We start from the raw sequence: 20532 nt of genomic DNA on the forward strand, positions 1-20532 counted from the left end.
CCCGAAAATCCTAATTTTCTTCCAAAGTTGATAGAAGCAGGCTCAAGACCTCTTCCACTGCGGCTTCACGGATCGCGTTACGGCTGCCCGATAGCTGCTCCAGTTGTATGCCACGGGCAGGAACCCCGGGGCCAACGATGCCCACGAAGACCGTTCCCGCGGATTTGCCCTCTTGCGGGTCAGGTCCTGCCACGCCTGTCAGCGATAGCCCCCAGTCCGCGCCGGTCTCGCGCACCGCAGTCTCGGCCATCGCTTGCGCGGTTTTGGCAGAGACCACTCCCTGGGCTTCCAGCTCCTCCACCGGAACCGACAAGAAGTGAGACTTCACCTCGGTGGCATAAGTTACTAATCCACCGCGCAAGACTGCCGACGCCCCCGGGACCGTAGCGAGCGTGGCCGCCGCTAGGCCCGCAGTCAAGGACTCGCAGAAGGATACGGTCTGGTTGCGGTTGCGCAGGGCATCGACAAGCGCGGGCGCAGACATCAGGAGTTCTGCTTCCTGCCGTCGATGAGGTACTGCACGCCCGTGACCACAGTGACCACGACGGCGATAAGCATGACCACGAAGGAAGGAATGTCCATCCAGCTCGGCAGCGGGCACAGGTACATCGCCACGGCAAGGGACTGCAAGACGGTCTTGAGCTTGCCACCTTTAGACGCCGGAACGACCTTGCCCTGACGCAGAAGGGCCATGCGCCAGAAAGTGATGCCGAATTCGCGGACAAGGATGACCACGGTGACCCATACCGGCAAAGCGCCGATGATGTTGAGGCAGACGAAGGCCGCGGTCATTAAGGCTTTGTCTGCGATAGGGTCAGCGATTTTGCCGAAGTCGGTGATGAGGCCACGGGAACGGGCGATGTCGCCATCGAGTTTGTCCGTAATCATCAACGCGGCGAATACACCAAAAGCCCACCAGTCGTGGCCGGCCAGCACCAACCAGACGAGTACGGGGATGAACAAGATGCGCAAGCTCGTCAGGATATTGGGTAGATTCCAGTTGGAAACGTGGGGATTTACATCCGACGCCGCCGCCGTTTTCTGCCGAGCCCTAGAATGATTCACGGACTTTATCCTACCTGTCCTACTAAAGCCGCTGCGGCAAACTCCCCCATCTCTTTAAGATAAGTTCATGAAATACTTCGCAGTCAGCTACGAATACAACCCGCAAAATCCGGCCATCGCGGAAAACCGCCCAGCGCACCGCGAATTCATCGGTGATCTAAATGAAAAGGGCATAATTTTAGGCTCCGGCCCCTTTACTGATTCCAAGGGCGGTGCGCTCATCGTTTTGCAATTTGCCGATGAGGCCACCGAGGTTGCCGAAGGCATCAAAATTATGGACCAAGATCCGTTCTTTGTCTGCGGCGCTGTTACCGCGCGCGCATTCCGCGAGTGGAACCCGGTGATTAACTCTTTTGCTTAAAGGTTAGGGCAGTTCGGTCTCTGGCAGATCGGCAGCCTTACCGACGAGCTCGCCCGACTTGGTGCGGACGATTTTGTTGCCCTCTTCGTCCCAGTCGTAGTGGTTGTGGGACACGGTGATGCCGCCCTGCGCTTCGTCGCGCTTGTTCTTCAAAACAGAGGCGGCAACGGTCACCGCGAGGACGCCCACGATAACCAGCAGGGACATCAAGGTCGGAATCTCTGGAATGCCGCCGACGTTTTCACCGCCATTCACGAACGGCAGGTTGTTCTCGTGCAGCGCGTGGAAGAGGAGCTTCACGCCGATGAAGCCCAAGATGATGCCCAGGCCATAAGGCAGGTAAACCAAGCGCTCGAGCAGGCCATCGATGAGGAAGAACATCTGACGCAGGCCCATCAGCGCGAAGGCGTTGGTACTAAAGACCAGGAACGGCTCCGAAGTAATGCCGTAGATGGCTGGGATGGAGTCGAAGGCGAACATGACGTCGATAAGCCCGATGGCGACCAGTGCCACGAACAAAGGCGTCAGAGCCAGCTTGCCCTTCTTCGGGCCGGACTCCTCGCGGTGGGTGAGCTTGTCACCGTGGTAGCGCGGGGTGACGTGGATTACCTTGCGCAGCCACTTGATGATCAGCATGTCATTCGGATCAGTCTCTTCAGCATCGGTGACCTCGTCCACGATGAGCTTGACCGCGGTGTAGATGAGGAAGATTGCGAACAGATAGAACACGTCGGACCACGCCTGGATGATCGCAGCACCGAGCATGATGAAGATGAGGCGGAATACCAGCGCCAGGACGATGCCGATGAGCAGCACCTTTTGCTGGAAGCGGCGCGGAATCTTGAACGCGCCCATGATCAGTGCGAACACGAAGAGGTTATCCACGCTCAACGCCTGTTCGGTTACCCAACCGGTGAAGAACTGAATGGCGTGCTCGTGATCCCACAGCACCCAGACGATACCGCCAAAGATGACGGCCATGCCCATGTAGAACAAGGTCCAAAAACCGGATTCCTTCATGGAGGGTTCGTGCGGCGAACGCACGTGGCTCAAGAAGTCAAAGATGAAAAAGCCGAGGATGACGGCGATGGTTAGTATCCAAATCCACAAAGGGACATGCATATATAAATATCCTCCGGTCGAGTTACGAAATTGACCGGAGGTCTCCCCCAACTCGCCTACTGCGAGCCAGCGAGACCGGGAACTCATTTCCCTGCGGAGTTGCCGTGTTGACGATCATCGCTGTGGAACGGGGTACTCCCCTCCAAGACTTGTACTATCTTACACAAAAGTTAATACCCCACCGCAATGGCTGCGGTGGGGCGAGAAACTTTTTGCCTAGAAGGCGCCGGAGGACGGGTTATACGTCGCTTGGACAGTGCGCGTGTCCTCGCCACTTGGGGCGGAGGCATCGTCGGCGGAAGAATCTTCCGCCGATTCAGCCTGCGCCATCTCGTCCTGGATTTCCTTCGGTGCCTCTGCTGGGTCGGCGCCCTTGATCATCCAGATGATGGTGTCGAGTTCTTCCGGCTTGACCAGCACCTCACGTGCCTTGGAGCCCTCGGATGGGCCCACGACACCGCGGGATTCCATGAGATCCATGAGGCGGCCCGCCTTGGCGAAACCGATGCGCAGCTTGCGCTGGAGCATCGACGTCGACCCAAACTGGGCGGTGACCACAAGTTCGACTGCCTCGAGCAGATCGTCCATGTCCTTGCCGATATCGTCATCAATTTGCTTCTTTGCCTCGGACTGCTTTTCCTCGGTAACGCCCTCGGTGTAGTTGGGCTGGCCTTGGGCCTTCGCGGCGTCGACAACCGCTTGCACCTCTTCGTCGGAGACGAAAGCGCCCTGCATACGCACCGGACGGCCGCCCTGCGGAATGAAGAGACCGTCACCCATGCCGATGAGCTTTTCTGCACCGCCTTGGTCCAAAATGACGCGGGAGTCCGTAAGGGACGAGGTAGCAAATGCCAGGCGGGAAGGAACGTTGGTCTTGATAAGACCGGTGACCACGTCCACGGAAGGTCGCTGAGTTGCGAGCACCAAGTGGATGCCGGCCGCACGCGCCTTCTGGGTGATGCGCACGATGGATTCCTCAATTTCCTTCGGCGCGGTCATCATAAGGTCGGCCAACTCGTCCACGACGCAGACGATGTACGGGTACGGGCGCATCTCGCGCTCGGAGCCGAGCGGCGCCTGGTGCTCGCCGGAGATGACCTTGCGGTTATAGTCCTCGATCTTGCGCACCCGGGCAGCCTTCATGTCCATGTAGCGCTGCTCCATCTCCTCGACGAGCCACTGCAGGGCCGCCGCCGCCTTCTTCGGCTGGGTGATAATAGGCGTAATAAGGTGCGGGATGCCCTCGTAAGGAGTCAGCTCCACCATTTTCGGGTCAACGAGGATGAGGCGGACCTGCTCCGGGGTCGCGCGCGTCAGGAGGGAAACCAGCATCGAGTTCACGAACGCCGACTTACCGGAACCGGTGGCGCCGGCGACGAGCAGGTGCGGCATCTTCTGCACGGAATAGGACGAGTACTCGCCCTCGATGTCTTTGCCCAGGCCGATGAGCATTGGGTCCTCATCACTGGCGATGGCCGGGGAATCCAGAACGTCACGCAGGCGCACCATCTCACGGTCCGCATTCGGAACCTCGATACCCACCGCAGACTTGCCCGGGATTGGGGTCAGCAGGCGCAGGTTGTCCGTCGCCACGGCATAGGCCAGGTTGGACTGCAGGTTCGTAATCTTGGAGACCTTCACGCCTGGTCCCAGCTCGATTTCGTAGCGGGTGACTGTCGGGCCACGGCTAAAGCCGGTGACCTGCGCGTTGACCTTGAACTCCTCAAAGACATCGGTAATCGCCTCGATGATGCGGTCGTTGGCCTCGGTGCGCGCCTTGGTGGGCTTGCCCGCGGTCAACAATGCGGTGGTAGGCAGGTCGTAGTCGGAGTCATTGCCCATCGCGCCAACCTGTGCGGCGGCCGGTTGCTGCGCTGCAGGGGCCTGCGCGGCCTGTTGCTGCGCAGCAGGCTCCTCCACGGACTTGCCCGTCGCCGCATCGCGGCCGGAGCGCTGCTGGAACAGGCGCACTGCCTCCGCGTGTGCGGAAGAAACAACGTCGGAAGCAGCGTCCATTGCGGCCGCACCAGCAGCGCCGGCAACGGCGGCACCAGCAACGCTTGGCGACGCCCTCTTGGCTACAGGTTGTGCGGCCGGCTGCTGGGCCGGCTGCTGAGTCGGCTGTGCAGATTCTTGACGCTGCGGTGCAGAAGGCAAAACGGTGGTCTGCTCTTCATCACGCACGGCCGGGAACTCGTCGGTGTCCTCGATGTTGCGGGAGCCAGCGAAGTCTGGGCGGCCGTGCTGGACCGGCGCGGCGTTAGAAAAGGCTTCGGTGGGCTGGCCGGCCTCGTCAAGCAATGCTTGCTCTTCTTCTTGGGCAGCCGGCTTGGTGTTCGCGGAATCGAAGGACACGGTGGGCGGGTTGGCCGATTGGTAATCTGCCGGGTAGTTATCCATCGGCGTCGCCAAGCGGCGTGGGGCCTGGCGCCGCGCGCGACGTGGCTGCGACTGCTGGCGCTTATCACGCGGGGTGCGCTCGCGGCCTTCGGCAATGTCTTCGATGTCATCGTCGACGTGGCCATAGGCATCGTCGTCGATGTCCTCGTCATAGTCGCCATAACGCTCGGCCTTCTTCTCGCGCAGGCCCGCCATCAGGTCGTTGAAGAGCGCAGAGAGGTAGTCGAAGGCCTGGCGCAAGGTGATGCCCGTGACGTTCAAAGCGCCGTAGATGATGAGCAGGATAAGCAGCGGCACGGCGACGTAGGCGGAAAATGCTGCCTCCAAAAGCTGGCCTACGGCAAAGCCGATGGCACCGCCGGCGTCGCCAGCCGCGTTATCATGCCAGGAAAGCTTGGGCAGACCGGCGAAGATGTGAATTAGGCCCAGCATCGAAACAATGATGAGGCCGATGCCGCCCATCACGCGGGGCTGCAGACGGCCAGCTACGCCGGAAACTCCCATCATCAGCGCCATGGCGAGCGCGATCAGGGCGACCGGCAAGACGTAAGCGCCCGCGCCGATGACATAGCGCACGGCGTCGGTGAGATAGGCGCCGATAACGCCAACGATGTCGAACCAAACCGCGCATGCCAAGACGATGGCTACGCCGATAAGTGTTAAAGCAACGGCATCTGGGTTGGAAATCTGGATGGTGCGCTCTTCGCGCGCGATTGCATCAGGAGCAGTTGCCGGATGCTCATCGAGCTCATGCTCGCGCGCTGCGCGATCTTCTGTGGCCTTTGCGCGGGTCACCTTGTTTTTCTTTTGTTTGCCGCGAGTAGAAATTTCCTCTGGCTCCCTTGCATCGTCGTATGCGAATTCTTCATAGCCTTCTGCCCCGCCGTCACTCGGACGCAGATTGCCAAAACCGCGGCTAACGCCGCGCGTCATATCGCCCATGCCACGCGCGGTGGCACCGAATGCGGCACTTAGGCCACGCCCGACAGCACGAAATGCGCTGCCGGTCCGCTCATAAGAGGGATCAGCAGCGCGGTTGGCGGAAGTAAGCGTCAGGTTCTCTGCCGCATTCCGCGACGTGGACTTGGCCGCTCCAGACCGCCCCAAGGGGCGCGATCGATTCGCAGGACGGGCCGCCCCCTTGCCGGAGCGGCCGCGATGCGAGGCGCGTGACGGTGCGTTTTTGACAGACATGCTAGCCACTCTAGTAGCCCACACCCCACTAATCACATACGCCACACGGGTTTCGGGGAAGTATTTTCCTTAGTTAATGATGCGTCTGCGGGCCTGTGGGGCTGTCCGCAAGAAGTACGCGGCCATATCTAGCCTAGAGGGTTGACCTAACGACGGCGCTTACGTCACCCTCAATTTTCAGCGAGCAAGCATCGCGGCCAAAGACCCACAGCACGAGCTCTGGAACGGGCCCCATCACGCGGACGACGTCATCGCCGCGATCGGCGACCTTCCTATCGTCCGCGACGACAATACGGCCAAAGTTCTCCGGATACAACACGACCGGCTTGGAAGACTTATTCAGCATGCGTGGCGCGAGCATTTTCAGAGCCTTATACAGCTCGCCCAAAACCACCGCGGAGAACTCGCGTTGCTCAGTCATGCCATTGGCCCGGCGCACGTCCTCGTGGTGGACAAAGTGCTCGGTGAGATTGATCTTGGAGTCAACAAGACGCATTGGGTTGGCGCGTCCGGCTCCCCTCCCCCAGTCATCGACGAGCTCGGTGAAATCGCGGGCAGCCGCCTGCTCCATCGCGGCGTCGAGACGGCCGGCAAGCTGTGGGACCAGCATGCCCGCCGCAGCGTCGGGACGGTTCTCACGCACCCACAGGTGGGCAGCTAGATCGCGGGTGCTCCAGCCCTGGCAGAGGGTGGGAGCGTCTGGTCCGAGCTTATGAAATAGCGTCACCAGCTTGGCGCGCTCAGCAGAAGAAAACGACATGTGCCCCAGCATAGACTGCTGGGGCACACGCCGTCAGGCGAACAAGGCGGCTCGATACGCGCTGCCAAACCTAAAGGATTCTAAAAAGATTCTAAAGGGACTCGCGGGAAGCCTCTACCTCATCGTCGTCTGCAAGCAACGGACCAGAGTTGGTCGGAATGATGGTCGGCAGGATGACCGGCTCACGCTTGTACTTGGAATCCATGAGCTTGGTGACCTTGCGGCGGACCTTCTGGACCATGCGGTAGGTATCGTTCTCACCTTCGGCAGCGAGATCGTTCATGGTGTTTTCCACGATCTCGGCAACCTCTGGCACGATTCCACGGTCGTCGTCGGAGAAGCCCGTGGTGGAAACCGCGGGCTTTTCGAGCAGACGCGAGGTGCGGTTGTCGATGACACAGGTGATGGAGACAACGCCGCCAGCACCCAGGTTGGTGCGGTCTGCCAAGGTATCGGCATCGACGTCACCCATGGAAACACCATCGACGTAGAGGTTGCCCACCGTGATCTGGCCAACGACCTCGGCGCGACCCTTGCGCAGGTCTACAACGACGCCGTTCTGGGCGAGAACTACGCGGTCGCGGGCGACGCCAGTAGAGACAGCCAATTCCTTGTTCGCACGCAGATGGCGCCACTCGCCGTGGACCGGCATAGCGTTCTTCGGACGTGCAGCGTTGTAGAGGAACAAAAGCTCGCCGCCGTAGCCGTGGCCGGAAGCGTGAACCTTAGCCTCCTTGTTGGTGACAACCTCGGCACCAATCTGGGAGAGCATGTTCATCACACCGTAGACGGCCTCTTCGTTACCCGGAATCAGGGAGGAAGAGAAGATGATCAGATCGCCATCGCGAACGGTGATCTGGCGGTGCTCGCGACGCGCCATGCGCGACAGTGCCGCCATCGGCTCGCCCTGGGTACCGGTGGTAATCAGAAGGACCTTGTGCGGTGCCATCTTGGCAGCCTCATCGATCGGGACGATAGTGCCGCGCGGAACCTTAAGGAAGCCCATCTTCTCGGCGATTTCCATGTTGCGCATCATGGAACGGCCGTTGAACGCGACCTTGCGGCCAGCGTAAACGGCGGCGTCGATAGCCGCCTGCACGCGGTAGACGTTCGAGGCGAAGGACGCAATGATGACGCGCTGCTTGGCATTGGAGACCAAGCGGCGGAAGGTAGCCGGGATATCGCCCTCAGATGCGGAAACGCCTGGGATGTTCGCGTTGGTGGAATCGCAGAGCATGAGGTCGACGCCCTCGTCGCCGTAGCGAGACAGCGCCGGAAGGTCGGTCGGACGGTTATCCAGCGGGGTCTGGTCCAGCTTGATGTCACCAGTGTGGATGATATTGCCAGCCGGGGTGCCCAGCATGATGCCCAATGCATCTGGCACGGAGTGATTAACTGCCCAGAAGCGCAGACGGAACGGACCGTAGTTCACATCGGACTTCTCGTTGACCTCAACGAACTTCGGCTTCTGGCGGTGCTCCTTACACTTCGCCGCAATCAGGGCGATGGTAAAGCGCGATGCCACGATTGGGATATCCGGGCGCAGCTTGAGAAGCCACGGGATAGCACCAATGTGGTCCTCGTGAGCGTGGGTAACCACGAGCGCCTTGACCTTGTCGATCTTCTTTTCGATCGGGCCAAAGTCCGGCAAGATAAGGTCCACGCCCGGCTCCCCGGAGGACGGGAAGAGCACGCCACAGTCAATGATGAGCAGCTCGTCCTGGTACTCAAAGACGGTCATGTTACGACCGATCTCTGAAATACCGCCCAGAGCGTAGATGCGCAGGGCATCCTTCGGCTGCTTCGGCGGCTGCGGCAGGCGCTTGGTCAGATCCGCGCCCTGCATGGACTTCGGAACGTTGCGGCGACCGCGGTTGTTGTTGCGGTTGCCACGGCCACCATTGTTGTTGCCGTTATTGCCGTTGTTGTTATTTCCGTTGTTCTCGGCGTTGTTGCCGCCACGGCCGCGACCGCGACCACCACGGGAGCCACGGGAACGCGAGCGGCGGTTGCCGCCGTTCGAGTTCTCGGAATTGCCGTTGTTATTGGATTTCTTGTCGCCGGATTCCTGCTTTGGCTCCGAGTTGCTCGGTGCCTGAAAAACCGGCGAAGCCGCCTCGTTGGAGGCGGACTCGGTTTCCGCTGGTGGGCCCGCCTTGCGGGTAACCTTGCGGGAACGGTTACGGGGTTCAGTCATTCTTAAAGGACTCCAGCCTTTTCCATATCACGGCGAAGTTCCTCAATCTCCTGCTCGCTTGCTGCGACAACAGGCAGACGAGGATCTCCGACTTCGATGCCCTGCAGGCGCAGGGCAGCCTTTGCGAGTGTTGCTCCTCCCAAGCGTGCTTGAGCTTGGATGAGCGGGGTCAAAGTTTGTGCATTGATCTCCCTTGCGCGTGCAAGATCGCCTTCTTCGAAGGCATCCAGAAGATCTGCGAGACCGCGCGGTGCTGCATGGCCAACCACGGAGATGACGCCAGATGCGCCCAAGGTCAGCCAAGGCAGGTTTAGCGGGTCATCGCCGGAGTACCAGGCGAGGCCGGTCTCCTGAATAAGTGGGGTGGCTGCACCAAGGTTGCCTTTGGCGTCCTTGATGGCCTGAATAGTCGGCAATTCCGCGAGGCGACGGATGGTATCCGTCGCAATCGGAATGCCCGAGCGGCCAGGAATGTCATAGAGACAAATTGGGGTATCAGTTGCCTGAGCAATCGCTGCGAAGTGCGCATACACGCCTTCCTGCGAAGGCTTGGAGTAGTAAGGGGTCACGACGAGCAGGCTGTCTGCTCCCGCTTTTGCGGAAGCCTTTGCCATCTCAATCGAGGTGGCGGTGTTGTTGGTACCTGCTCCAGCGCAGATCTTTGCGCGGTCCCCTACTTCTTCCTTGACGGCCTTGAGCAGCGTTAGCTTTTCATCCAGCGTTGTCGTCGGCGATTCACCGGTGGTACCGCCCAGAATCAAAGAGTCGATACCGTTGTCAACGAGGTGAGCTGCCAGCCGGCGTCCCGCAGCGACATCGAGTTTGCCATCCCCGTCAAACGGGGTGACCATGGCTACTCCGACACGTCCGAAGGTTTCTACGCCTGTCTTTGCTGTCATACCTGTGCTCATAGCCGTCAAGATTACCCGCTTCCCGCGAAATTTTGTTCATCGGGGTCGCGTGGCGGAACAAGCTATGGCCACCGCCACGGACTTGAGCTAGGCGTATGGGCTCGATGCCATTTCGGTGCCGTCGGCAAGCTGGGTGATGTGGAAGTCATCGAATACCACCGGCGACTGCTCCCGCAACAGCTTTAGGCAGGCAATAGCTAACTCGCGCATCTCGGTATCCGCCTGCTCTGTGGCACGCGCGCCGATGAAGTGACGCCAAGCGCGGTAGTTTCCGGTAACCACGATGCGGCTTTCCGTGAGATTGGGCAACACCGCACGTGCCGCCTGCCGAGCCTGCTTCTTGCGCAGCAGTGCGTTGGGCTCATCTTCTAACTTGCTCTCCAGCGCGCTGAGCAGCTCGTTATAGACAAAGCGAGTTTCATCAACGGCCTGCATAGTAAGCCGCGTCAGCTGCTCGTCTTCAGCAATGAGCTTGGGCAGCACCACCTGAGTTTCCTCCGGGTGGACATAGCGCTGCGAGAGCTGGGAGAAGGAAAAGTGGCGGTGGCGCACCAGCTCATGACTGGCAGAGCGCGACAGGCCGCGGATATACAACGTAGCCGTAGCGTGCTCCAGCAATGCGTCGTGGCCGACCTCCAGAATGTGGCGCAGGTAGGCCGAGTTTGTCGCGGTGCGCGGGTTCGGCTTATCGAAGGACTCGTAGCAAGCCCGGCCGGCAAATTCGACGAGAGCCTCGCCATCGGAGGCTGCCTGTTCCCTCTCCCACTCGATGCCCTGCGGCGGGTGGAACTGCGTTGCCGCGATGAGCTGGACGTCCAGTTCGCTAATGCGTGCCATGTCTAGTGCCTTATGTCTCCCTGATAGTCCGACTTATAGGCCCAAGTACTTCTCAAGACCCACGGTCAGCCCTGGGTGCTCTGCAATCTGGCGAACGCCAACCAGCACGCCCGGGGTGAAGGAAGAACGATCATAGGAATCCTGGCGGATGGTCAAGGACTGCCCCTGGGCGCCAAAGATGACCTCCTCGTGGGCAACCATGCCGCGGGTACGCACGGCGTGGACTGGGACACCGTCGACGTCGGCGCCGCGTGCGCCTTCGAGAGCTTGCTCGGTAGCGTCCGGCATCTGACCTAGGCCTGCTTCCTTGCGGGCGGCCGCAATGCCCTGCGCGGTGTGGATGGCGGTGCCAGAAGGCGCATCCAGCTTGGTTGGGTGGTGGTACTCCACAACCTCGGCGGTCTCGAAGTACTTCGCAGCCTGTGCTGCGAAAAACATGGTCAGCACGGCGGAGATGGCAAAGTTTGGTGCAATCAGGACGTTGCCTGCGCCATCTTGCTTGGTCCACTCCTCGACCTGTGCCAGGCGGTCTGCGTCGAAACCGGTGGTGCCCACGACGCAGTGAATGCCGTTGCCAATGCAGAACTCAAGGTTTGCCATCACCGAAGATGGCTGGGTGAAGTCAACGATAACCTCGGCGTGGCTATCCACCAGCACCTGCAGGTCGGTATCGCGGTCAACCTCAGCGACCAGCTCGAGGTCATCTGCCGCATTAACGCCTTCTACAATCGCCTGACCCACGCGGCCCTTCGCACCCAAAACGCCAACTTTGATAGCCATAAATGCTCCTTTGCCCTGTTCAATATTCAATGTTCGATGTTCAATCTAAATTTAAATACGTATAAGCACGCTACATCTAGCGCAGGCCTTATTGCCTGCCCCAACGCCGACCAGTCTAACGCGCCAGTTGGCAACGCAGACTTTGTGCCATGCGTATCTATATTGCTTCCGTGCTTGTCGACGACGTCGCTCGCGCCCACGATTTCTACGTCAACACCTTGGGATTCAAGGTCAAAGACGATGTCACGCACGGCGACTTCCGTTGGCTCACTGTCACCAACGCCTCCGGTCCAGCCGACGGAAGCGGCATCGAACTCCTGCTAGAGCCCAATGGCCCTCCAGCAGCAGCTCCTTTTACCGAGGCACTCAAAAAAGACGGCATTCCGTTTACCCAGTTCCTGTCTGAGGACGTGCAGGCCGAGTACGAAAAGCTCAGCGCAAAGGGCGTTAATTTCACCATGGAGCCAACCGACGTCGGCCCTTCCATCATCGCCGTCTTCGACGACACAGTGGGCAACCTGATTCAGCTAGTCCAGCTCAAGCATTAAAGCCTTTCAAAACTAACAAGACACAAAAATCTCCTCCCTCAACATTTCACGCCGCAATAGCAGCGCCAGCTTAAACTTTAAGCAGATGTTGAGCGGAGGAGATTTTCTATTTTGGAATGCTCAAGGCTTTAGGTCATAAGGCCTAAAGCCTAAAGCCTGAAGCCTTAAGCCTCTTCGACTGGAACCAAGGAGATCTTTCCGCGGTTGTCGATGTCTGCGATTTCGACCTGAATCTTATCGCCGACGTTGACGACGTCCTCGACCTTCTCGATGCGCTCGTCGCCGCCGAGCTTCGAGATGTGGATGAGGCCATCGCGGCCCGGGGTCAGGGAGACGAAGGCACCGAAGGCGACGGTCTTAACGACGGTGCCCAAAAAGCGCTCGCCGACCTTCGGCAGCTGCGGGTTAGCGATGGAGTTAACCTTCTCGATCGCGGCGTCGGCAGCCTCGCCCGTGGCAGCAGAGATGTAGACGGTGCCATCTTCCTCAATGGAGACCTCAGCACCGGTCTCCTCGGTAATCGAGTTGATGGTCTTGCCCTTCGGACCGATGAGCTCGCCGATCTTGTTGATCGGAATCTTCACGGAAGTGATCTTCGGAGCCAGACCAGACATCTCGTCTGGTCCTTCGATGACCTCAGCCATGGTCTCCAGGATGGTGGCGCGGGCGTCGCGAGCCTGCTCCAGTGCCTTAGCCAGGACCTTGGACGGGATGCCATCGAGCTTGGTGTCCAGCTGCAGCGCGGTGATGAACTCGGAGGTACCTGCGACCTTGAAGTCCATGTCACCGAATGCATCCTCGGCGCCCAGGATGTCAGTCAGAGCGACGAACTTCTCCTTGCCGTCTACCTCACCGGAAACCAGGCCCATTGCGATACCTGCAACCGGGGCCTTCAGCGGCACACCAGCGTTGTACAGGGACAGCGTGGAAGCACAAACCGAGCCCATGGAAGTAGAACCGTTGGAGCCGAGGGCCTCAGAGACCTGACGGATGGCGTACGGGAAGTCCTCACGGGAAGGGATGACCGGCAGCAGGGCACGCTCGGCAAGAGCACCGTGGCCGATCTCGCGGCGCTTCGGGGAGCCAACGCGGCCGGTCTCACCGGTGGAGTACGGCGGGAAGTTGTAGTGGTGCATGTAGCGCTTGCCCGTGACCGGAGTCAGGGAATCGATCTGCTGCTCCATCTTGAGCATGTCCAGGGTGGTAACGCCCAGGATCTGGGTCTCACCGCGCTCGAAAAGGGAGGAACCGTGTGCGCGTGGGATGAGGTCAACCTCGACGCCCAGGTCACGGATGTCGGTGACGCCACGGCCGTCGATACGGAAGCCCTCGGTGAGGATCTTCTTGCGCACGATGGCCTTCATGACAGCGTTATACGCAGCGCGGATCTGCTTGGAGGCATCCTCATCCTCAAACTTCTCGAGGAGATCCGCCTCGACCTGCTCCATGTACTCGTTGGTAGCGTCGTCACGGTCCTGCTTGCCGGGGATGGTCATCAGCTTCTCCAGCTTCTTGGAGGCTGCCTTTTCCACGGCGGCAAATACGTCATCGGTGTATGGCGGGAAGAGCGGGAACTCCTGGGTTTCCTTAGCAGCGCGCTCAGCCAGACCTGCCTGCGCCTCGCAGAGGGTCTTGATGAATGGCTTTGCTGCTTCAAGGCCTGCGGCAACGGTGGATTCCTGCGGTGCCGGTGCGCCTTCCTTGATGCGCTCTGCAACATTGATGCCGGCGCCTGCCTCGACCATCATGATGGCAACGTCTTCCTTGCGGCCCTTCTTCACAATGCGGCCGGCGACGACCATCTCGAACAGCGCACGCTCGTGCTGCTCGTGGTTCGGGAACGCAACCCACTGGCCTTCTGGATGCTTGTCATCAGCGATAAGCGCCATGCGCACGCCGCCGACGGCGCCGGATACCGGCAGGCCGGAAAGCTGGGTGGAAGCAGATGCGCCGTTGATGGCGATGACGTCGTAGTACTCCTCCGGCGCCATGGAAAGCACCGTGACAACGACCTGCACCTCGTTGCGCAGGCCCTTGACAAAAGTCGGACGCAGTGGACGGTCAATCAGACGGCAGGCCAGGATGGCCTCGGTGGAAGGACGGCCTTCGCGACGGAAGAAGGAGCCCGGAATTTTGCCGGCTGCGTACATGCGCTCCTCGACGTCCACGGTCAGAGGGAAGAAGTCGAAGCCCTCACGCGGCTGGTTGGAGGCGGTGGTGGTGGACAGGAGCATGGTGTCCTCGTCCAGGTAAGTGGTGACAGAGCCGCCCGCCTGACGAGCCAGCTGGCCAGTCTCGAAACGGATGGTGCGGGTGCCAAAATCGCCATTGTCAAGGGTGGCGACTGCTTCGGTGATACCGAATTCTTCATCAATGTTGAACTCAACAGCGTTTCTAGCGCTCAAAGTTTTCTACTCCTTGTAGCCCGGCGATCATCGGTGCCGCCGGTTAAAAATGGTTAGGTTTCTACAACGAGTAGCGATTTTAGCAGCTTTCCTGGGATTATGTCGAACATCACGCTTCCCGAATCGCGGTCCAGACTTAGACTTAAACCATGGTCATGTTGTTGCTGTGGTCGCTTCCCACACTCATCTACCTTCTCCTGCGCCGCCAGCCGGCAGTCGCCGTCTGCGGACTGGGACGTCCATGGGCGCGCGGGTGGGCGTGGGCAGCGGTGATGCTGCTCGTATTGCTGGTGCTGAGCTACCTCGCTTTGTTGCCTGCGCCGGCGGAGGTTGTCGCGCAGACCACGACTGCAACAACGGCAATGGGATTCCTTGCGATGGCGCTGCGCGCGGTGGGCGAAGAAATCTTCTTCCGCGGTTTTCTACAAGGAATTATCACCCAGCGCTGGAATGCCGGCGCGGGAATTACAGTGCAGGGCCTCCTCTTCGGCCTCATCCACCTACCGCTGGCCATGCTGGATATCAGCCTCATCCCGCTCTTTGTTTTGCAGATTGCCACCGGCTTCGCCATGGGTTGGCTGCGCGAGAAAAGTGCTTCTCTATGGCCCGGCGCCGCCGTGCACGCTACCATCAACATCCTCACGGCAGTGCTCCTCGTGTAGCCCACGCTCGGGACTAGGCGAACGGGTCGCGCCCTCCCAGCATCATTTCAAAGCGCGCATAGTCCTCAAGCGACGCAAAGTGGCGCGCGTAGAGGTCCACGTCTCCCTCGACCGTGCCGTCGAGTGCGGGCGCGACATCCACGATGTGGCGCATCACGCTCGTGGGATGCTCTGCCGATTCTTGGCTACGCGCCAGCGCCTCGACCTTCGCGCGCGCCTCATCGTCGTCTGTGGCGCGGACGAGGACAAAATCTTCCCGGAAATACGACGGCTCGCTAGGCTCTACCGATTCAAGTTCAAAAACGACAATGCCGATATAAGGTTCCATGGTGCCAAGCTACCGCCTCTGGGGCCGCGATACCTGCTTCGTGATCGAGGCGGCCCTAAAACGCAACAAACCCCGTCCGAAGACGGGGTCTGAAAGCTACCGAAAGGCTTAGCGGCGCAGGCCCAGGCGGGAGATGAGGTCACGGTAACGATCGATGTCGTTAGCTGCGAGGTACTTCAGCAGGCCGCGGCGACGACCGACCATCAGCAGCAGACCACGACGGGAGTGGTGATCGTGCTTGTGGGACTTCAGGTGCTCGGTCAGGGTGTTGATACGGGAGGTCAGCAGAGCGATCTGTGCCTCTGGGGAGCCGGTGTCGGTCTCGTGCAGGCCGTACTCCTTGAGGATCTCTGCCTTCTTCTCAGTGCTCAAAGCCATGTTGGATTTCTCCTATTGTATTTCAGTCCGCATGAAATTCTTAGCGCCTTTAACTGCTGCGGACCGCAGTCACAAAGCCAAGGGATAACTCTAACAGCTTTTCTGCCCCAAACCCAAACTGCGGCTTCTTGGCACAATCCGCAGGAAGGCACGCCACTTTCTGCACGTTAATGCTGTTGCAGAAGCGAATCGAGCTTGTCCATCAGCTCGGCCACAAAACGCGGGGCATCCACATCTACTGCCACGTGGGCAGCCTTGTGTAGTTCTTGCATCCTGGCAACATCGCCGATGGTGCGGCCAGGGGTCGTGCCAGTAGTTTCGCAGGCCAGGTTGGTATCGAAGCAGGTGACCAGGCTAGGGTCTGCCGCCACGGCCACCGCGAGCGGATCATGCAGGCCACAACCGCCCAGGTCCGGTTCGATGGCGGCGTAGGCGCGGATGTAATAGTCGAGCATGTCCGCATAAACGCGTCCGGCCCGCGTACCGAGCCCACGCCACTGCCGTGTCTCCGCAGTGGTCAGAAGCGTTTGCAGCGTAACATCCAAGCCCACCATCGTGACATCGCGTGCAGTGCGGAAGAGGAAGTCCGTGGCAGCGGGGTCCTGCGCCACATTGGCCTCAGACCAGGTGGTGACGTTGCCCGGCACGGTCAGGGCGCCGCCCATCATGACGATGCGAGTATCCGCGAGTGCCGGTTCAGCTTTCAGCGCCGCCGCAATCGTGGTGGACGGCCCAGTCGGGATAATCACCAGGTCTTCGCCATGTTCACGCGCCGCCCGGCACAGAAACTCCACCGCGGATTCTTCCTGTACCTGCCCGCGCGGCGGCGGAAGCAGGACGTCGCCAATACCGTTTCGGCCATGGATGAAGGCGGAAATTGGCTTGACCTGGAATCCCGCCGGCTGCTCACCGGCAAAGACCGGGACGTCGCCCGCGCCGAGCAGCTCCAGCAGCACCAAGGTATTGCGCACGCCCAGTTCCACAGGCACGTTGCCATAAGTCACCGTCACGCCGATGAGCTCGAGGCCTGGGTGCGCCAGCGCATAGGCCAGCGCCAGGGCATCGTCGATCCCGGTATCGAGATCCAAAATGACCTTCATTTAGCCCTCCTGCAGGAAGTACTCGTCCTTCTCCCAACCGCGGGCCTTAGCATCCTCGGCGAGGACCTCACGTGCCTTGGCCACATCTGCTGCCATCGCGTCCAGCAACTCTTCTACCGAGTTGAACTTCACCATGTCGCGCAGATGATCCACGAACTTCACGGTGGCCACGTGCCCATAGAGATCGGCGTCGCGATCCAGCACGAAGGACTCGATGGAACGTTCTTCGTCGCCGAAGGTCGGGTTCGTGCCCACGGAGATCGCTGCCGCATAAGCCACGCCATGGTCCATGTTGCCCTCGACGGGTGCCTCAGCCGGCTCCAGGATGAACCAACCCGCATAGACGCCATCGGCCGGAATAGCCACGCTGTCCGGGAAGTACTGATTGGCGGTGGGAAAACCGAGCTCCTTGCCGCCGCGCCCGGCACCGCGCACCACCGGGCCAGTCACTGAGAAGTGGCGGCCAAGCGCCCAGTTAGCCTTGGCAATCTCGCCCGCCGCCAGGTTAGCGCGGATGTTTGTGGAGCAGATTCGCACCCCGGCGTCGTCAAGCAGCGGCACCACGTCGACGCTAAAGCCATAGGTTTTGCCGAACTCCACCATCGCGTCCGCCGTGCCGCTCGCGCCCGCACCGAACGTGAAGTTCTCCCCCACGACCACGTGACGCGCATGCAGCTTTCCCACAATCAGGTCTTCGACGTAGTGCTGCGGAGTCGTGCCCACGAGCTCCTTGGTGAAGTCGATGACGAGCACCGCATCGATGCCCATCTCTTCCGCCAGCTGCAGGCGCCGCTCAAACGTCACCACGGACAGCGGCGCGCGCTCCGGGAGGAAGACCGCGACGGGGTGCGGATCAAAAGTCACCATCACCGTGCGCAATTCCTCCGCGCGCGCATAGCTCACCGCATTATTGATCAGCTGCTGATGGCCGCGGTGTACGCCGTCAAAGACGCCGATGGTCACCGCAGTCGGGCCAAAGTCACCGGGGATGCTGTCGATTCCGTACCAAATATCCACGGCCACCATGCTAATGCACGGCGAGGCGTGGAATAGACTGCAGGGCATGACTGATGCGCTCGCAAATTCTGGCCTGGTGGTAGTGGACAAGCCGCAAGGCATGACCTCACACGATGTGGTGGGCCGCCTCCGCCGCATATTTCACACCCGCAAGGTGGGCCACGCAGGCACCCTCGACCCGATGGCCACCGGCGTTTTGGTGGTCGGTTTGGAACGCGGCACCAAGTTCCTCGCGCACATGGTCGCGTCAACCAAGTCCTACGACGCCACTATTCGCCTTGGCATGGCGACGCATACTGACGACGCCGAGGGCGAGCGCACCTGGGGCGAGCCTGCAAGCGAACTCGATATGGAGCAGGTCAATAAAGAGGTCGCAGCTCTCACCGGTGACATCATGCAGCGCCCCGCTGCGGTCTCTGCTATCAAGATCGACGGCAAGCGCGCCCACGAGCGCGTGCGCGAGGGCGAAGAGGTGGAAATCCCCGCCCGCCCGGTTACGGTCAGCCGCTTCGACATCCTCGCCCACCGTATCGAAGGTGAGTACCTGGACCTCGACGTCACCGTTGATTGCTCGTCTGGCACCTATATTCGCTCCCTCGCCCGCGACTTAGGTGAGGCGCTCGGCGTGGGCGGTCACCTCACCGCCCTGCGCCGCACGGAGGTAGGGCCTTTTAAGCTTGGCGACGCCCGCACTCTCGACGAGCTTGCAGAGGCTCCGGCCTTATCGCTTAGCCTCGACGAGGCGCTCGCCCGCTCCTACCCTGTCCTTCAGGTCACCGAAGACGAGGCAAAGGCGCTCGCCATGGGCAAATGGCTCGAGCCGCGCGGGCTAAAGGGCACCTATGCGGCAGTAGATCCTGATGGTCGCTCGATTGCGCTCATCAAGGAAAAAGGAAAGCGCCTGGCCACGGTCTTCGTGGCGCGGCCGTCGACGCTTTAAGCCCGTGGTGGGCTATTGAGGGCCCACCACTAAAAGCCCACCGCGGGCACCACCGTGGAGACGATGACGAAGCCATCGCGGATAATCCAGCGGCCGCTAATCAGCGGCACGGGGGTCGGACGGGCCAAGATATAGGAGATCAATGTGCCATCGAGGCGCAGGTCGATCTCTGCCTGGTCGAAGTCCAGCCAGCGATGTGTCATGGGAAACCACGCCTTGTACGTGGCTTCCTTGGCGCAGAACAAGAGGCGATCGGGGCAGTCAATCCCGGCGTCGGCAAGCTGCGTTAACTGCGCCATCTCCCCTGCGCGCGCGATCATGGTCAGCACGTGATCGGGCAATGGCTCGGCGGGTTCGGCGTCGAGGCCCATGGAGCGCACATGTCTACTCGGAGCCGCTACCGCCGCGCGCAGGCCCTCTGTATGCGTCATGGAACCGGTATAGCCGTGCGGCCACAGCGGCATGCCCCGCTCGCCGCGCATGATGGGCTCCTGACTTGCACAGCCCAGCTCCTGCAAAGCGCGATGCGCGCACCAGCGGGCGTCTCCAAATTCCGCCTTGCGCACGTCTACTGCCTGGGAGACCAAGGATTGCTCCTGCGGGTCCAGCTGCGTGTAATTCATCAAATCCGTAAGCGCAGCGTCGGTGCGCACGTAGCAGTAGCGGGCGGTATCTGGGAACAGGTGTGGTTCCAGCATTAGCGCACCTCCTCAAGCGCCGAGGACGCGGGCTCATCACTGTGTAGGACCGGATAGGGCCACTGCTGGAGATGGCCGTGCGCCTCCCACTCGCGGGGATAGCCCAGTGAGACCTCGATGTGGTCTACCCCATCGACGTTGGTGCGGCCGGGCAGATGCAGGTGACCGTAGATGACCGCCTGCGCGTTATAGCGCCGCGCCCACGAGCGGGTATGGCGAGTGCCGCACCACAGGGCGATTTCCGGCCACGCCATGCGCAGAGTGGGTTCTTGAACCAGCGGCCAGTGATTGACCAACACCGTAGGCCCACTTACCCGGGAAAGGCGCTTGATGGAATAGGCAAGGCGATCCCAGCACCAGGCGCGAACGTCGACGAAGGGAGCGATGGCGAAGTCATCAGTCATGACAATCTGGCGTTCACGGGCACGCTCTAGGGCGCCCTCGACGGTGGTGCCAGGTGGGCGGAAGCTGTAATCATAAAGAGTAAACAGCGGCACGATGGTCACCCCGCCGAAGACGGGATATGGGTCTTCCGGAGTCACCACGCCGATTTCACGGCAGCCCTCCACCAACTCGTCATACTTGGCGCGGCCCTGGCACCTATCTTGGGAACGCGAGAAGAGCTCGTGGTTTCCCGGCACCCAGATCACCTTGGCATAGCGCCGCGAAAGCTTAGTGAGGATGCGCAGTACGAGTTCGGTGCGCTCGGCCACGTCACCGGCCACGATGAGCCAATCGGCAGGATCTTCCGGGTAAAGCTCATCGATGCGGCTGGAATTAGCGCGCACTGCCGCGTGGAGATCTGACACCGCCCATAAGGTGGCCATGG

20 protein-coding genes are annotated in these 20532 nt (G+C 60.6%); 4 read left to right on the forward strand and 16 right to left on the reverse strand.

Features of this window, described 5'->3' with window-relative positions:
- Positions 1-10: 10 nt before the first annotated feature.
- A complete protein-coding gene (locus tag QKB66_RS03735) occupies positions 11-484 on the reverse strand; it encodes a nicotinamide-nucleotide amidohydrolase family protein (RefSeq protein WP_414252720.1) in 474 nt (157 codons plus the stop codon).
- Positions 484-1065: a CDP-diacylglycerol--glycerol-3-phosphate 3-phosphatidyltransferase gene (gene pgsA / locus QKB66_RS03740; RefSeq protein WP_414252721.1), complete on the reverse strand. Its 582-nt coding sequence runs from the start codon at positions 1063-1065 to the stop codon at positions 484-486. The genes QKB66_RS03735 and pgsA overlap by 1 nt, the downstream gene beginning before the upstream one ends.
- Before the next feature lie 67 nt (positions 1066-1132).
- Here pgsA and QKB66_RS03745 point away from each other — a divergent pair, with 67 nt between their 5' ends.
- Positions 1133-1426 (forward strand): YciI family protein, encoded by a 294-nt coding sequence (locus QKB66_RS03745; protein WP_414252722.1) that lies wholly within the window; start codon positions 1133-1135, stop codon positions 1424-1426.
- A gap of 3 nt (positions 1427-1429) precedes the next feature.
- On the opposite strand, the gene QKB66_RS03750 is transcribed toward QKB66_RS03745, so the two are convergent.
- The 7 genes from QKB66_RS03750 to dapB all read right to left on the reverse strand — a co-directional run bounded on the left by QKB66_RS03750 (position 1430) and on the right by dapB (position 11627).
- Positions 1430-2548, reverse strand: a complete 1119-nt coding sequence (locus QKB66_RS03750; RefSeq protein WP_414252723.1) for a TerC family protein — start codon at positions 2546-2548, stop codon at positions 1430-1432.
- Positions 2549-2764: 216 nt separating this feature from the next.
- Positions 2765-6142, reverse strand: coding sequence for a DNA translocase FtsK 4TM domain-containing protein (locus tag QKB66_RS03755; protein ID WP_414252724.1), 3378 nt, complete (start codon positions 6140-6142; stop codon positions 2765-2767).
- A gap of 133 nt (positions 6143-6275) precedes the next feature.
- Entirely contained in the window at positions 6276-6914 is a 639-nt protein-coding gene (locus QKB66_RS03760) for a TIGR03085 family metal-binding protein (RefSeq protein ID WP_414252858.1), read from the reverse strand.
- Between the two features lie 79 nt (positions 6915-6993).
- Positions 6994-9099, reverse strand: coding sequence for a ribonuclease J (locus QKB66_RS03765; protein ID WP_248091703.1), 2106 nt, complete (start codon positions 9097-9099; stop codon positions 6994-6996).
- 2 nt (positions 9100-9101) lie between these two features.
- On the reverse strand, positions 9102-10010 hold the full coding sequence (gene dapA, locus QKB66_RS03770) for a 4-hydroxy-tetrahydrodipicolinate synthase (RefSeq protein ID WP_070497231.1): 909 nt from the start codon (positions 10008-10010) through the stop codon (positions 9102-9104).
- An 87-nt stretch (positions 10011-10097) separates the two neighbouring features.
- Complete coding sequence (thyX, locus tag QKB66_RS03775; protein WP_070497230.1) at positions 10098-10847, reverse strand: FAD-dependent thymidylate synthase; 750 nt, start codon at positions 10845-10847, stop codon at positions 10098-10100.
- A gap of 33 nt (positions 10848-10880) precedes the next feature.
- A complete protein-coding gene (dapB, locus tag QKB66_RS03780; protein ID WP_070588380.1) occupies positions 10881-11627 on the reverse strand; it encodes a 4-hydroxy-tetrahydrodipicolinate reductase in 747 nt (248 codons plus the stop codon).
- Positions 11628-11776: 149 nt separating this feature from the next.
- On the opposite strand from dapB, the gene QKB66_RS03785 reads away from it, so the two are divergent.
- Complete coding sequence (locus tag QKB66_RS03785) at positions 11777-12175, forward strand: VOC family protein (protein WP_061923103.1); 399 nt, start codon at positions 11777-11779, stop codon at positions 12173-12175.
- 164 nt (positions 12176-12339) lie between these two features.
- Here QKB66_RS03785 and QKB66_RS03790 read toward each other — a convergent pair whose 3' ends face one another.
- Entirely contained in the window at positions 12340-14580 is a 2241-nt protein-coding gene (locus QKB66_RS03790; RefSeq protein WP_414252725.1) for a polyribonucleotide nucleotidyltransferase, read from the reverse strand.
- Between the two features lie 149 nt (positions 14581-14729).
- Between QKB66_RS03790 and QKB66_RS03795 the strand changes: the two genes are divergently transcribed.
- Positions 14730-15242: a CPBP family intramembrane glutamic endopeptidase gene (locus QKB66_RS03795; RefSeq protein ID WP_061923112.1), complete on the forward strand. Its 513-nt coding sequence runs from the start codon at positions 14730-14732 to the stop codon at positions 15240-15242.
- Positions 15243-15255: 13 nt separating this feature from the next.
- Here QKB66_RS03795 and QKB66_RS03800 read toward each other — a convergent pair whose 3' ends face one another.
- From QKB66_RS03800 to QKB66_RS03815, 4 genes are all read right to left on the reverse strand, one after another.
- Positions 15256-15570: a DUF4288 domain-containing protein gene (locus QKB66_RS03800; RefSeq protein ID WP_061923115.1), complete on the reverse strand. Its 315-nt coding sequence runs from the start codon at positions 15568-15570 to the stop codon at positions 15256-15258.
- Between the two features lie 108 nt (positions 15571-15678).
- Entirely contained in the window at positions 15679-15948 is a 270-nt protein-coding gene (rpsO, locus tag QKB66_RS03805) for a 30S ribosomal protein S15 (RefSeq protein WP_070733304.1), read from the reverse strand.
- Between the two features lie 167 nt (positions 15949-16115).
- Positions 16116-17048 (reverse strand): nucleoside hydrolase, encoded by a 933-nt coding sequence (locus QKB66_RS03810; protein WP_070733306.1) that lies wholly within the window; start codon positions 17046-17048, stop codon positions 16116-16118.
- Entirely contained in the window at positions 17049-18074 is a 1026-nt protein-coding gene (locus QKB66_RS03815) for a bifunctional riboflavin kinase/FAD synthetase (RefSeq protein ID WP_248092069.1), read from the reverse strand.
- Between the two features lie 37 nt (positions 18075-18111).
- Here QKB66_RS03815 and truB point away from each other — a divergent pair, with 37 nt between their 5' ends.
- Positions 18112-19005, forward strand: coding sequence for a tRNA pseudouridine(55) synthase TruB (truB, locus tag QKB66_RS03820; RefSeq protein ID WP_248091688.1), 894 nt, complete (start codon positions 18112-18114; stop codon positions 19003-19005).
- 29 nt (positions 19006-19034) lie between these two features.
- Here truB and QKB66_RS03825 read toward each other — a convergent pair whose 3' ends face one another.
- Both QKB66_RS03825 and QKB66_RS03830 read right to left on the reverse strand, forming a co-directional pair.
- The gene (locus tag QKB66_RS03825; protein ID WP_414252726.1) at positions 19035-19703 is read right to left on the reverse strand and encodes a 4'-phosphopantetheinyl transferase family protein; all 669 of its coding nucleotides are present in this window, start codon (positions 19701-19703) and stop codon (positions 19035-19037) included.
- Complete coding sequence (locus QKB66_RS03830) at positions 19703-20530, reverse strand: metallophosphoesterase family protein (protein ID WP_062044087.1); 828 nt, start codon at positions 20528-20530, stop codon at positions 19703-19705. The genes QKB66_RS03825 and QKB66_RS03830 overlap by 1 nt, the downstream gene beginning before the upstream one ends.
- Positions 20531-20532: the final 2 nt, after the last annotated feature.

It is taken from the genome of Corynebacterium sp. c25Ua_89 (genome assembly GCF_047459735.1).
In the GTDB taxonomy this organism is placed as follows: Bacteria; Actinomycetota; Actinomycetes; order Mycobacteriales; family Mycobacteriaceae; genus Corynebacterium; species Corynebacterium simulans.